Genomic DNA, 13,191 nt, shown 5'->3' with positions numbered 1-13,191 from the left:
AATCTAAGAAAGAAAGTTGCCTAAAGAGGACAACTTTTTCTATTTTTCAAAATAATATACATTTTACTGAAATAAAAAATCCGCCTCAAATTTTGTTGTGAGACGGATTCTTTTTTTTATGAAATGGATGTGAATATAAATGTTTTAGAATCCTAATCCTACTGTAAATCCTTTTACCATATTTGGATATGTAACCGAAGAGGTTGCTGCGCCGGTTGTAAGATTTACTACGTAAAGTTTTGTATCAGACCCTACGGTTGCCATCAGATAAGCTTTCTGAGACATTGCACCGATGTCGAAACCGTTTGAAGATGTGATGTTGACGCCTAATGCACCTTTTTCAACTAAAACACCTCCATTGGGTGGGTTCTGGAGATACAATTTATCTGTATTGTGGTCAATTACATAAAGCTCTGTAGCCGTTGCCCCTGCAAAATTGTTTGTATATGCTGCAGAACTGACAGCCGGAGTTCCTGGATTCAGTGCAGTGTCAGGTGCGGTAACGGCACCTGTAACAGGATCAAGTCTTAAGTTTTGTCCGGTATTGCTCACCACTCTAATTTTATCAACCGTGGGATTAAAATCAAATCCAAAATCAGTTCCTGTTAAAAGTGTTGTAAGTGTACCTGTACCCACCTGAGTTGCAGCACCTGTTCCAAGGTTAATAGTGTAAATTCTGCTTGTATTACCTAAAGCATAAAGCTGTCCGTTCACAGGTCTGAAATCAATACCTAAAATACTTTCACCGGTTTGCATACCAGTGATTGGCTTGCTTACCATTCCCTGTGCAGGATTTGTAGGATTGAAAATCTGTAAAGCGTTGGTATTATCAACCGCATACGCTACAGGATTTGTAGGAATAGCCAAATCAATAATTTTTTGAGAAAGCTTTCCGATATTTACTGAAGCTCCTGTAGAAAGATCTGTTTTATATAAAGTATTCACAGAACCGTCTGTAGCTGCGATGATAGCTGCACTGTTATCAGGATTAATGTCAAAAGCAACCTGGCCTGTAAAAGAAATTCCAAGGTCGCCTACTGCTACCAGTGTTCCGTTGTTAGGAGGATCCTGCTTGAATAATTTTTTTGCAGTTACATCAATATCATACAGCGTAGTGCTGGCTGCTCCGGATGTACTGTTAGTGTATGCAATTCCTGTGATTGAAGATGTTGTGGCGATTGAGCCATCTGTGAATGCGGCCACTCCTGTCTCAGGATGTAATCTTAGGTTTTGTCCTGTATTGGTTACCAAACGGATTCTGTCCACAGTAGGATTAAAGTCAATCGATGCAATCGCTCCTGAAATCGCAGGACTGAAAGCGGTAGTACTTACCACTCTTGCAGATGCGTTCATAGGATTAATAATATACAGTTTGCTTGCATTGGATAATGCATAAAGCTCACCGGTGGCAGGTCTGAAATCAATACTCATCAGTTTTTCACCAGCTGTAATCCCCGTTACTGCAGTCTTAGACATGAAAGTTCCGGGATTGTTGGCATTAAATGAAGTGATTTCGTTGCTTTCGGTAAGACCGTAAACCATAAGGTCAGGCCCTTGTACCATTGGTTCCATTCCGTTTTCGTCGTCGTTGCATGAAATTGCTGTTGCGACCATAACTCCAGAAAGGAGCAGAGAGAAAATTTTGTTCATAATGTTTAATATTTGATTTTAATAATACACCCATATACGAGACAAAATTGAATTTGGTTTTACATAGATTTTTTTTAATTCAATATTTTGTTTAAATTTGCAGTTCCATTGCGGAAAAACTTCCGGTTCGCGAGTATTTTGGTTTGTTTTTGAAAGTTTTTTTAATAAAAAGTTTTTGATATTCAAAAAATCGTTATATTTGCACACCGAAAATTTGAATAACAATAAAATAAATAATTTAAATCATGGCAAAGGAAACGTTTAATCGTAACAAACCACACTTGAACATTGGTACTATTGGTCACGTTGACCATGGTAAAACTACACTTACTGCAGCTATTTCTGCTGTATTGGCAAGCAAAGGTCTTGCTGAGAAAAAAGATTTCTCTGCTATTGACTCTGCTCCAGAAGAAAAAGAAAGAGGGATTACTATCAATACTGCTCACATCGAGTACGAAACTGAAAAAAGACACTACGCTCACGTTGACTGTCCGGGTCACGCAGATTACGTAAAGAACATGGTAACTGGTGCTGCTCAGATGGACGGTGCTATCGTTGTATGTGCTGCTACAGACGGACCAATGCCTCAAACTAGAGAGCATATCCTTCTTTGTCGTCAGGTAAACGTACCTAGAATTGTTGTTTTCATGAACAAAGTTGACATGGTAGACGATGCTGAGTTATTAGAGCTTGTTGAAATGGAACTTAGAGACTTATTGTCTACTTATGAATTCGACGGAGATAACTCTCCAGTGATTCAAGGTTCTGCATTAGGAGCTCTTACTGCTGCTACTGCTGCTACAGTTGACACTGAAGATAAGTGGTTCAAATCAGTTGAAGAATTGATGGATGCTGTTGATACTTGGATCGAGCAACCACCAAGAGATACTGATAAGCCATTCTTGATGCCAATCGAAGACGTATTCTCTATTACAGGTAGAGGTACTGTTGCAACTGGTAGAATCGAAGCTGGTATTATCAACACAGGAGATCCTGTAGATATCATCGGTATGGGTGAAGAAAAATTAACTTCTACTATTACTGGAGTTGAAATGTTCAGAAAAATCCTAGATAGAGGTGAAGCTGGAGATAACGTAGGTCTATTGTTGAGAGGTATTGAAAAAACTGACATCAAGAGAGGTATGGTAATCGCTAAGAAAGATTCTGTGAAGCCTCACAAGAAATTCAAAGCTTCTGTTTATATCCTTTCTAAGGAAGAAGGTGGACGTCACACTCCATTCCACAACAAATACCGTCCTCAGTTCTACGTAAGAACTACAGACGTTACAGGTGAGATCTTCTTACCAGAAGGTGTAGAAATGGTAATGCCTGGTGATAACTTGGAGATCACTGTAGAATTGTTACAGCCAATCGCTCTTAACGTAGGTCTTAGATTTGCGATCAGAGAAGGTGGTAGAACAGTTGGTTCAGGTCAGGTTACTGAAATCTTAGACTAATCATCTTAATATAATTAAAGTTCCGTAAGGAAACTTACGGAACTTTTTTAATCTACGGGCATCGTCCAATGGTAGGATACCGGTCTCCAACACCGTTGATCAGGGTTCGAATCCTTGTGCCCGTGCAAATATAATTTATGAGTTCATTTGTTGATTTTATAAAAGGTTCTTATATCGAATTCAGACATAAAGTTGAATGGCCAAAATGGTCAGATCTTCAGTCTTCTACAATTGTAGTGACTATAGCTACTGTTATTCTTGCATTGTTTACCTTTGGAGTTGATGAGCTTTTTTCTAAAGCAATCAGCAACATCATCGGAATGCTAATCAATACTTTCAACTAAAAAAGGATTTTCCCATAATGAGTGAATTGAAATGGTATGTGCTGAAAGCCATCAGCGGACAGGAAAATAAAGTGAAAAACTATATTGAGACAGAAATCAAACGTTTAGGATTTGAGCAGTATGTTACTCAGGTAGTGATTCCTATGGAAAAGGTTATCGTTCTCAGAAACGGTAAGAAAGTTCCAAAAGAAAAGCCATATTATCCTGGTTACCTAATGGTAGAAGCAGATTTGATGGGAGAGATTCCCCATGTCATCAAAAACATTCCGGGAGTAATTTCTTTCTTGAGTTTAACAAAAGGTGGTGACCCTGTTCCAATGAGGAAATCTGAAATTAACAGAATGCTCGGAAGGATGGATGAACTTTCAGAATTCGCTACTGATCTTGAAATTCCTTTCATCGTAGGAGAGAATGTAAAAGTAATCGATGGTCCTTTCAACGGATTCAACGGTACTGTAGAGAAAATTCTTGAAGACAAAAAGAAAATTGAAGTTTCAGTTTTAATCTTCGGAAGAAAGACACCAATGGAACTTAGCTTTATGCAGGTAGAAAAAGTGTAAATGCTTTTTAAAAATATAAATCAGACTGACCTTAGGGTTGGTCTTTTTTTTTGCTGTAGTTTTACATATAATCTATTCTGCTTTGATTTTTTCTAAAACAGTTTTTCTAATTTTGTGGAACACACCCATCAAAACTAAAAACTGTGAAAAAGTTTCAACTGCTGATATTCTTTTCAGCCCAAATTTGTCTTGCGCAAAATCTTATTCATCACACCACCAATTATTTTGGTCCTAATGCCAATCCTGTTCCCGAGTTTACAGATGCCCGTATTCCGGGATTCACACACTTGGGTTTTGCCGGTGATTATTATTTCGGTCACGGCGATGAAACGGTTTCAAATCTTTTTAAAGTTGAAGTTCCATTACTCGCAGAAAAAGTTTCGGTAAAGGTCTGGAAAACTCTTATTGAACATTACAAAGTTTCTGATGAAGTTTTTCTACGTAGACAAATGCAGAAAAGCGAAGGGTGGGCAACCGGTGATTTTTATGTTCAGACAAGAATCAAATTGCTTACGGAAGGAAAAATTAAACCTGATTTAGTTTTAAATTCTACTTTAAAGACTGCTTCGGGAAGTGATTTCAAAAACCGACGCTTCTTCAATACCGCAGGATATTATTTTGATGTAGAAATTGGAAAGTCAGTCAAAACACAGACTTTCTTTGATGAAGTACGCGCAGTTGCAAATTTTGGATTTTTCTCCTGGGATGTGCAGACGCCGGGGAGGAATGTTCAGGATGATGCGATCATGTATGGTTTAAAGCTGATTTTAAAACACAATAATATCAGCTGGGAAAATACCTTTTCAGGATATAATGGATGGATTACCAGGGTTGAAGATTATGGTGACCGTCCGGTGGTTTTAGCATCAAAAATAAATATTCAGACCAATCCTGGTACGGTTTGGTATCTTCAGTTTCAGCATGGAGTAAGATATTTTCCTTACGAGCAGATAAGAATCGGAGTGCAGCTTCCATTAAGAAAACTGACCCCGAAATTCTTTTAATTTTATAGGGTATAAGAACTGATTAAACTGATGTTCTGAATATTTGCAGGATCGATACTGTACTGCTTCACGTCTGAACTGGTAAAGGCAAACAGGCGGTTATTGTCTATGATCAGATCTCTTGCGGGAACATTCGCAATCGTTTTTACCGCACTTGGATTTTGTGGATTGGTGATGTCAAAAATTACAATATCATTTTTGTCGCATATATAAAGATAGTTTCCATTTAAAGCTAAACCTTTTGGTTCAGAAAGGTCACGTTGTGCAATCAGTTTTGGCTGTTTAATATCGGTTGTGTTATATACCATCAATACATTATTTGCTGCACCACAAACTGTATTGGAATGTAATGTCACAAAAGCATTTGTACTGTTGGCCACTACAGGATCGCAAGCTCTCAAATGCAGTGCCTGCGAAACAAATGTAGGATTTTCCGGTTCGGCAATACTGTAGATAAACATTCCGTTACGGGATCCTATAAACAGATAATTGCCGTTGGAAAACAGGGTCTCAATATTAAAACCGACGTTTACTGTTCTTACTTTAACTGGGTTTTCAGGATTTGTGATGCTGAAAACATTCAGATTGGAATGATCTACCACATACATATTACTGTTTTTAAGTATAAATGTGGCTGTGGAACCTTCTTTTCCGTCACTGCTCTGTTTATCTGAAGACTCATTATTACAGCTGAAAAGGAAGAATATAAGAAGTATAAATGATATTTTTTTCATGGTGTTATTATTTAAGTTTCCAGTCAACAATTATTTTATCAGTCATTGGTGCGCCGTCAAAACCATCAGGAGACTGAATGGGAGGAAAGACGTTTTCAATTCTTTTTAAAACCTGAACTTCATTGGTGGTCGTGTTGATTTTTAATGCCACCAGATCTGTCGCCTGATTGAGATAGAGAATATCATTACGAATTGCTACGTCGGTAGAACCTAAAGCTTTCAGATATTTTAATTTTTTCGGATTCGCCGGATCAGAATTATCAACAATATGGAATCCGTCACGGTTGTCATTCACAAAAATGTACTGATCTTTCAGATAAATCTTGGCATTCTTGTTAGTCAGTTTTGGGGTTTGCATTTTAATATCAGCGAGTTCTGCTCTGGTAGCGTATACAGGTTGATAAATTGTCTCAGGTTCAGCTGCAGGATCGTCCCCAAAATTGAACAGCCAGCAGGACTGTAGAAGGGAGAGACTCGCGAGGAGAGCAAGAAGTCGTAATTTTTTCATGGTGTGGAGATTTGCGATAAAAGTAAACATTTATTTGAAACTGCGGTATTAAAATATTTTAATTTTATTTCTGAACTTTAATGTGCTAAGTATTTGGTAATTAAAAATAATTTCATAATTTTGCAGTCCGAAAAGTAGGTTTACTTTATGTGAGTGCGGTAACCTGCTGAATAATAAATGCTTCCAAACTCATTAATTATTCAAATTTAAAAAACAAACAATGGCTAAAAAAGTCTTTAAAATGGTTAAGCTCCAGGTAAAAGGAGGAGCAGCAAACCCATCTCCACCAGTAGGTCCGGCATTAGGTTCTGCAGGTGTGAACATCATGGAGTTTTGTAAGCAATTTAACGGAAGAACTCAAGATAAGCCGGGACAAGTTTTACCTGTAGTGATTACAGTATACGAAGACAAATCTTTTGAATTCGTAATTAAAACTCCTCCTGCAGCAATCCAGTTGATGGATGCGGCTAAAATCAAGGGTGGTTCCGGAGAACCAAACAGAAACAAAGTAGGTGCTGTATCTTGGGCTCAGGTTCAAAAGATCGCTGAAGACAAGATGACTGACCTTAACTGCTTTACAATGGATTCTGCAGTTTCTATGGTTGCAGGTACTGCTAGATCTATGGGATTAAGAGTAACAGGAACTAAACCAACTTTTAACGCTTAATACTTAGAGAAATGGCAAAATTGACTAAAAAGCAAAAAGAAGCTGCTGGAAAAGTAGAAAAAGGAAGAATCTATAACCTTGAAGAAGGTTCTGCTCTTGTAAAAGAGGTGAACACTGCAAAGTTTGATGCTTCTGTAGATATCGCTGTAAGATTGGGTGTAGATCCAAGAAAAGCAAACCAAATGGTGAGAGGTGTAGTATCTCTTCCTCACGGTACTGGTAAAGATGTTAAAGTTTTGGCTTTAGTAACTCCAGATAAAGAAGCTGAAGCTAAAGAAGCGGGTGCTGACTATGTAGGTCTTGACGAATATTTACAGAAAATCAAAGAAGGCTGGACAGATGTAGACGTTATTGTTACTATGCCGGCCGTGATGGGTAAATTAGGACCATTGGGTAGAGTTTTAGGACCAAGAGGTTTGATGCCTAACCCTAAATCAGGTACTGTAACTATGGAAATTGGTAAAGCAGTAACTGAAGTAAAAGCTGGTAAAATTGACTTTAAAGTAGACAAATACGGTATTATCCACGCTGGTATTGGTAAAGTATCTTTCGATGCTGCCAAAATCAAGGAAAATGCTCAGGAACTGATCTCTACTTTGATCAAAATGAAACCTACTGCTGCTAAAGGTACTTATGTGAAGTCTATTTATTTATCTTCTACAATGAGTCCTGGTATTGCAATCGATACTAAAGCTGTTAATTAATACTAAATCCTAAGACAATGACAAAAGACCAAAAAGTTGTAGCGATACAAGAGATCAAAGACTTGCTTCAGGATGCTAAAGTAGTATATGTTGCAGATCTTGACGGTTTGAACGCTGGTAAATCTTCAGACTTCAGAAGACAGGCTTTCAAGCAGAATATCAAAGTGAAAGTAGTGAAAAACACACTTTTACAAAAAGCAATGGAACAAATCGAAGGGGTAGATTACTCTGAAATGTTCCAGACTTTCAAAGGAAACTCTGCATTAATGGTTGCTGAAACGGCTAACGCTCCGGCAAAATTAATCAAAGACTTCAGAAAGAAAGACGAAAAGCCGGCTTTAAAATCAGCTTTCGTGCAGGAAACTTTCTACGTGGGCGACAATAACCTTGATGCATTAGTAAACATCAAGTCTAGAGAAGAAATGATCGGTGAAATCATCGGGTTGCTTCAATCTCCAATCCAAAGAGTTATTTCTGCTCTTCAAAACAAATCTGAAACTGCAGATGCTCCAGCTGAAGAAGCTGCACCTGCTGTGGAAGAAACTCCAGCTGCTGAAACTCCAGAAGCTGCTGCAGAAGGAGAAGCTCCAGCTGCAGAATAATTAGACTCTCAAAAAAATCAATCAATAATCAACAAAAACATTACAAAAATGTCAGATTTAAAAAATTTAGCTGAAACGCTAGTAAACTTAACAGTAAAAGACGTACAAGAATTAGCAACTATCCTTAAAGACGAGTACGGAATTGAACCAGCTGCTGCTGCAGTAGTAGTTGCTGCAGGTGGTGCAGGTGAAGCTGCTGAAGAAAAAACAGAATTCGACGTAATTCTTAAAGCTGCAGGTGCATCTAAATTGGCTATCGTTAAATTGGTAAAAGATTTAACTGGTGCTGGTCTTAAAGAAGCTAAAGACATCGTAGACGGAGCTCCTTCTGCTATCAAAGAAGGTATCTCTAAAGACGAAGCTGAAGCTCTTAAGAAGCAATTAGAAGAAGCTGGTGCTGAAGTAGAATTGAAATAATTTTCAGTTTTAAAATATATGAAAGCGGTAAACGAAAGTTTGCCGCTTTTTTTGTGCCATCCTGATACACTTTCATTGTTTACCATGGAAAGGTAGAATCTCTTTATAATCTTGGAGCTCAATATAATTACTCATTTCCGAAATTTTAGAGATGTTTTAATTTTATGAAATTTTATGTCCCCGGCCATTTCTTCTACAATCTTAGGATGACATGGGAGTCACTTTTGGTGAGATTGACAGGGCATTTTTCTTATCCCCGACTCTAAAGTTTGAAAAAATGCCTTTGAAAATTTATTTTAAATCATTTTTTAAAAAACTTCTTAATCTTATATAATCAGCATTTTTTAAAATTGCCTTTATGAAGATTAGTTTTTCTTAAAAATCATATTTCCTCCTCAGCTGGAATTTTTTTTCAATTTGTTTGCTCATCTGATCTCAATACTTCTCACTGTGGTTTTTCAAATGTTAACATAATTTAATGTAAAAAGTGTCAATACGTCACTCACGACACTATTTCAGGTCTTTTTATTTTAAAATGAAATATAATATTTAACATAAATTTTTAACCATATTTTTTTTAAAATAATAAATAATAATTAATTTAAACTTAAATGATGAAAAATATAACGTTCTTTTGCGGTCTTGCCAATTAGGGTTAATATTGCAAAATAATTTAAACCACGTATTGAAAGCGATTCGCAGTGATTTTAAACTTAAGTTTTTGGCATTTCTAAGAAATCTGTCAAATTTTAGAGGGCTTTATATATTACTGTTTTTTCTGTTTTTTTCTTTATTTTCTGCACAGGACAGTTTGTCTCTTAAAACTTCTCCGGAAGCACAAATTACTGTGGTGGGTGAAGCGCAGATTTATTCTTCAGATCAGTCTTTTAACAAATTTGTTACGGGTCAGAAAGTAAAAATCGCAGCAAATGTCAATGTCATCAAGTCCGGCAAAACTTTACTGATTATTTCCGCAAGTAAAAGCGAAAAGTTTTCCGAACAGATAAAAGTTGCCCATATAAGAGGCATAAAAGCTGTTGATAGAAGAGTTTCCGCTCAACTTAAGATTCTTGAAAAGAAAATAGCTCAACAGTGGACTTTTTTTCGAAATCCTGAGTCAGGAAAATCATTTTACGCAGATACGACTTCTTGCATCACTTTCATAGCTCCGGCTTCTCATAATTATTCAAAGATCGTCCAGAATTTTACTGTATGGAAACAATCCAGTATTCAGATACTTTTATCCGAGAATAATAATTTCTATTGCAACACCCGTTGTAAGAAGTTCGGATATGCAAAAACCTATTCATTACGGCCGCCGCCGGTAATTATGTGATCATTGTATTTTAATTAATCACAATTCTCATTTTATCTTGAGAATACAAATACTTTACGTAATGAATATTATTAACTTTTTTAATTTGGCACATAAAAGTTTTGCCAATTATAAAACATTTATTTTTTCAATAATTGTTTTTTTTATCTCTAGCGAATTCTATGCTCAGTCGTTTAATTCTGTTGCTATTGGAACCGTGATTTCAGGATCAGGAACTAGTGATGTTCTTTTCAATGCAACTTCTCCCACTTTGGGCTCATTTCGTGTTAGGGCACAGAGGCTTTCTGGTGTTGATGGTAATTTTGCACTCTCTGGCGACAATATTGTATATAATTCTACTTCTGCTACCACTGGTTTAGCAAACAATTCTTCTGTTATTAGATTTACTTTTCTTCAAGGATCAACTGGTAATACGCCTATAAACCCCGCAGACTTGAGGTTTGTTGTAAATGATATTGACGGACCTGATAATGAAGGTTTGGCTACCAGCTGTGCTGCAGGAGTTAAATATATGGCGGTATCGTTCAGTCCTCTAACACGATTAACTGTTAATACTGCTGGTATACTCAGGGTGAATGGTACTGCCAATGAGAGTGACGGTATAGAAAGCAGGGTTATGTTTGAATATGTAAAACAGAATGTTATTGAATTTACCGCTTACGGAAATAGTGGTTTTGTAAAACAATTTGATTTGAATTACAACAACTATCTAATTGCTAATCCTAGATATTATGTATGTACGATGGATGAAGACAGTGATGGGGTAAGCAGTAATATTGACTTGGATGATGATAATGACGGTATCACTGATATAGTTGAGTCGGGTGGTAATAATCCAAACGGAGATGCTGATGGTGATGGATTGCCAAACTATTTAGATACTGTAAATAATTTAGGGACAAATGCGGTTTATGTAGGCGATGGAAGTATTACCAGCTATTTGGATTCAAATAATGATGGAATTCCTAATGTGTACGATTTTGATGGGGATGGAATTCCTAATCATTTAGATCTAGACAGTGATAATGATGGATGTCCAGACGCCATTGAGGGTTCTGCAAGCATCACATCTCCGCAACTTAATTTAAACAATCAGATTTCTGGGTCTGTTGCAGCTAACGGAATTCCTGTAGCAGCTGGCAATGGGCAGGGAATTGGTTCTTCGCAAAATGCTTCTTTGAACGAATGCAATGACAATGATGTTGACGGTATTCCGAATAATGTTGATCTTGATGATGATAACGACGGTATTTTAGATGCCGTAGAAGATGTATGTGTTACAAAAGTTGAAGGAAATCCTGTTTACAGCAATACTTTTGGTACTGGTACAACAACGTCCTCTGACTCAAATGTTTTGCTACACACTTTTCAAGCTTCTGACCCTCAGGATGGCACTTATACTGTGACAAGATCACTTTCTCAATCTCAAACCTATGTCAGAACTAATTTAAATGGTGATAAAGACGCAGGCTACGCTACTCTTACAAGTGGTACAACAGATGGTAGATATCTTATGATTAATATCAATTCTACACCGGCATTAAACCAGGCTATTTATAGAATTCCGAATCTTAATGTTCTCGTAGGAACTAATTACCGTTTTAGAATAGACATGGCAGGGCTTGCAGACAATCTGGGCGATATCCCAAATTTACAATTGACCATCAGAGATAATACCAATGCGGTTTTGGCTACAGCAAATTCATCAGCAATAGGTATGGCAAATGATGATGTATGGAGAAGGCTTATTTTGGATTTCACTGCTACAACATCGGCAATCTCTTTAGAGATAGTAAATCTTCAGCCAAATGGAGGTAATGGAAATGATTTGGGTATTGATAATATTGTATTAGCTCCTCTATTCTGCGATAATGATAACGATGGAATTCCTAATTATTATGATGTTGATTCAGATAATGATGGCTGTCCAGATGCAATTGAAGGTTCAGAATTAGTTAAATACAATCATATCAATCCTTTAAACTCTGCAATAAACCCAGGTCAAATTAAGGTTACCTACAATGGTGTTACTGTGGGAACGCCCTCAGAGATTATAAGCACCTCTGCAGGAGCAAACGGAGTGCCTCAGCTGGTAAATAATGCAGGTAATAATTTAAATACAGTTACAAACCCATCTAATCTTGCCGGTATTGCAGATAACACTGATATTCCCACTCCTACAACATCTGATATCGGGCAGGGAATTGGTTCTTCACAAAATTCAGGTACGTCAGATTTAGAGTGTACCAGATGCTTCCGTCCTGCAAACACAGCTACTGCAGGAATTGATACTACACACGGAATTACTGCATTAAACAGAGCAGGAGCAAGTAATGGCAACTGGCCAATGAAGATTAAAAGTGCTTACACGGTAATGGATGCAAAAACACTGGGATTTGTTGTAAACAGACTTACAACTACGCAGATTAATGCCATTACCACGGCAGGAAATGCAGTTGTTGGGATGATGGTATATAATACAACAGACAACTGTTTAAAAATCTACGATGGTACAGGTTGGTTCTGTTATACAAGACAGACCTGTGATAATTTTAACCAATAAAAGTTTAAAAAAATGAAAAAATATATCATAGTATCATTAAGTCTTATCTCAGGATTAGCTTTTGCACAGATCACGATTGGGAAGACGGTTCCAAACGCTAATCCCGCTAATACTTCGGTATCTGTAGAGTTTGGAAATGCAACCGGTGGAAATAAAGGTATTGTGCTGCCATGGGTAAGCTCTGGTGCCGATGTAGTTTCTGCCAATCCTACAACGCTTGCTTTAGGTACATTTATTTTTGATTCTACGGAGCAGAAAGTAAAATACCGAAGAACTGTGACTGTACCTACCACTGCTACAGTTTGGGAAGACCTTTCAGCAGGAGCTTACAGACCGGTAACGGCAAGCTTGCCTGATGCAAACCAGGAAAGTGCTGCTGCAAAAGCAGTTATAGGATCTCTGGCAAGCAATCCTGCAACAAATACCACTCCGGGAATTGTAGTCTTAAGCGATGATACCAAAGCGATGATTTTGCCGAGGGTCAATTCTCATAACGATATTCCTTCCCCAAGTGCGGGAATGATGGTTTACGTTACTTCTACCAATCAGCTTGCTGTTTTTAATGGTAGAGAATGGGCATTCTGGACCAAGCCTTAGAATCTGAAATTTTAATGTCTCAATACAAAATTCCGCCTCTGCAAAGGG

Annotated in this window: 14 protein-coding genes and 1 tRNA gene; 12 read left to right on the top strand and 3 right to left on the bottom strand. The window is 37.4% G+C overall.

The features are described 5' to 3' along the window. Positions 1 to 144: 144 nt before the first annotated feature. The gene (locus tag ASG31_RS15465) at positions 145 to 1,650 is read right to left on the bottom strand and encodes a DUF4394 domain-containing protein (RefSeq protein ID WP_056034723.1); all 1,506 of its coding nucleotides are present in this window, start codon (positions 1,648 to 1,650) and stop codon (positions 145 to 147) included. 245 nt (positions 1,651 to 1,895) lie between these two features. On the opposite strand from ASG31_RS15465, the gene tuf reads away from it, so the two are divergent. From tuf to ASG31_RS15435, 5 genes are all read left to right on the top strand, one after another. Next, the gene (gene tuf, locus ASG31_RS15455; protein ID WP_055983809.1) at positions 1,896 to 3,107 is read left to right on the top strand and encodes an elongation factor Tu; all 1,212 of its coding nucleotides are present in this window, start codon (positions 1,896 to 1,898) and stop codon (positions 3,105 to 3,107) included. Between the two features lie 54 nt (positions 3,108 to 3,161). Then, positions 3,162 to 3,232, top strand: a tRNA-Trp gene (locus tag ASG31_RS15450). Between the two features lie 12 nt (positions 3,233 to 3,244). Continuing rightward, positions 3,245 to 3,451 (top strand): preprotein translocase subunit SecE, encoded by a 207-nt coding sequence (gene secE / locus ASG31_RS15445; protein ID WP_056034716.1) that lies wholly within the window; start codon positions 3,245 to 3,247, stop codon positions 3,449 to 3,451. Between the two features lie 17 nt (positions 3,452 to 3,468). Then, entirely contained in the window at positions 3,469 to 4,011 is a 543-nt protein-coding gene (nusG, locus tag ASG31_RS15440; protein WP_056034714.1) for a transcription termination/antitermination protein NusG, read from the top strand. Between the two features lie 143 nt (positions 4,012 to 4,154). After that, entirely contained in the window at positions 4,155 to 5,015 is an 861-nt protein-coding gene (locus ASG31_RS15435) for a hypothetical protein (RefSeq protein WP_056034711.1), read from the top strand. A gap of 2 nt (positions 5,016 to 5,017) precedes the next feature. Here ASG31_RS15435 and ASG31_RS15430 read toward each other — a convergent pair whose 3' ends face one another. Next, the gene (locus tag ASG31_RS15430) at positions 5,018 to 5,749 is read right to left on the bottom strand and encodes an LVIVD repeat-containing protein (protein ID WP_056034752.1); all 732 of its coding nucleotides are present in this window, start codon (positions 5,747 to 5,749) and stop codon (positions 5,018 to 5,020) included. Between the two features lie 7 nt (positions 5,750 to 5,756). Next, entirely contained in the window at positions 5,757 to 6,257 is a 501-nt protein-coding gene (locus ASG31_RS15425) for a hypothetical protein (protein ID WP_131725571.1), read from the bottom strand. Between the two features lie 220 nt (positions 6,258 to 6,477). Here ASG31_RS15425 and rplK point away from each other — a divergent pair, with 220 nt between their 5' ends. The 7 genes from rplK to ASG31_RS15390 all read left to right on the top strand — a co-directional run bounded on the left by rplK (position 6,478) and on the right by ASG31_RS15390 (position 13,143). Next, entirely contained in the window at positions 6,478 to 6,924 is a 447-nt protein-coding gene (gene rplK, locus ASG31_RS15420) for a 50S ribosomal protein L11 (RefSeq protein WP_034679146.1), read from the top strand. An 11-nt stretch (positions 6,925 to 6,935) separates the two neighbouring features. Next, positions 6,936 to 7,628 carry a 50S ribosomal protein L1 gene (rplA, locus tag ASG31_RS15415; protein WP_056034707.1) on the top strand — a complete coding sequence of 231 codons (693 nt, stop codon included), beginning with the start codon at positions 6,936 to 6,938 and terminating at the stop codon, positions 7,626 to 7,628. 17 nt (positions 7,629 to 7,645) lie between these two features. Further along, positions 7,646 to 8,230: a 50S ribosomal protein L10 gene (gene rplJ / locus ASG31_RS15410; RefSeq protein ID WP_056034704.1), complete on the top strand. Its 585-nt coding sequence runs from the start codon at positions 7,646 to 7,648 to the stop codon at positions 8,228 to 8,230. A 48-nt stretch (positions 8,231 to 8,278) separates the two neighbouring features. Beyond that, positions 8,279 to 8,647, top strand: a complete 369-nt coding sequence (gene rplL / locus ASG31_RS15405; protein WP_056034701.1) for a 50S ribosomal protein L7/L12 — start codon at positions 8,279 to 8,281, stop codon at positions 8,645 to 8,647. A 721-nt stretch (positions 8,648 to 9,368) separates the two neighbouring features. Beyond that, complete coding sequence (locus ASG31_RS15400) at positions 9,369 to 9,983, top strand: hypothetical protein (protein ID WP_131725570.1); 615 nt, start codon at positions 9,369 to 9,371, stop codon at positions 9,981 to 9,983. Between the two features lie 61 nt (positions 9,984 to 10,044). Further along, positions 10,045 to 12,546, top strand: a complete 2,502-nt coding sequence (locus ASG31_RS15395; protein WP_056034694.1) for a hypothetical protein — start codon at positions 10,045 to 10,047, stop codon at positions 12,544 to 12,546. Positions 12,547 to 12,558: 12 nt separating this feature from the next. Beyond that, positions 12,559 to 13,143 (top strand): hypothetical protein, encoded by a 585-nt coding sequence (locus ASG31_RS15390; protein ID WP_056034691.1) that lies wholly within the window; start codon positions 12,559 to 12,561, stop codon positions 13,141 to 13,143. Positions 13,144 to 13,191 lie beyond the last annotated feature (48 nt).

The organism is Chryseobacterium sp. Leaf404, from assembly GCF_001424145.1.
Lineage (GTDB): Bacteria > Bacteroidota > Bacteroidia > Flavobacteriales > Weeksellaceae > Chryseobacterium.
This window is presented reverse-complemented; position numbering and strand designations above follow the sequence as displayed.

Excerpts from the sequence above, each read along its gene's own strand:
- ASG31_RS15465 (WP_056034723.1), bottom strand. The coding sequence starts at position 1,650 with ATGAACAAAATTTTCTCTCTGCTCCTTTCTGGAGTTATGGTCGCAACA.
- tuf (WP_055983809.1), top strand. The coding sequence starts at position 1,896 with ATGGCAAAGGAAACGTTTAATCGTAACAAACCACACTTGAACATTGGT.
- secE (WP_056034716.1), top strand. The coding sequence starts at position 3,245 with ATGAGTTCATTTGTTGATTTTATAAAAGGTTCTTATATCGAATTCAGA.
- nusG (WP_056034714.1), top strand. The coding sequence starts at position 3,469 with ATGAGTGAATTGAAATGGTATGTGCTGAAAGCCATCAGCGGACAGGAA.
- ASG31_RS15430 (WP_056034752.1), bottom strand. The coding sequence starts at position 5,749 with ATGAAAAAAATATCATTTATACTTCTTATATTCTTCCTTTTCAGCTGT.
- ASG31_RS15425 (WP_131725571.1), bottom strand. The coding sequence starts at position 6,257 with ATGAAAAAATTACGACTTCTTGCTCTCCTCGCGAGTCTCTCCCTTCTA.
- rplK (WP_034679146.1), top strand. The coding sequence starts at position 6,478 with ATGGCTAAAAAAGTCTTTAAAATGGTTAAGCTCCAGGTAAAAGGAGGA.
- rplA (WP_056034707.1), top strand. The coding sequence starts at position 6,936 with ATGGCAAAATTGACTAAAAAGCAAAAAGAAGCTGCTGGAAAAGTAGAA.
- rplJ (WP_056034704.1), top strand. The coding sequence starts at position 7,646 with ATGACAAAAGACCAAAAAGTTGTAGCGATACAAGAGATCAAAGACTTG.
- rplL (WP_056034701.1), top strand. The coding sequence starts at position 8,279 with ATGTCAGATTTAAAAAATTTAGCTGAAACGCTAGTAAACTTAACAGTA.
- ASG31_RS15395 (WP_056034694.1), top strand. The coding sequence starts at position 10,045 with ATGAATATTATTAACTTTTTTAATTTGGCACATAAAAGTTTTGCCAAT.
- ASG31_RS15390 (WP_056034691.1), top strand. The coding sequence starts at position 12,559 with ATGAAAAAATATATCATAGTATCATTAAGTCTTATCTCAGGATTAGCT.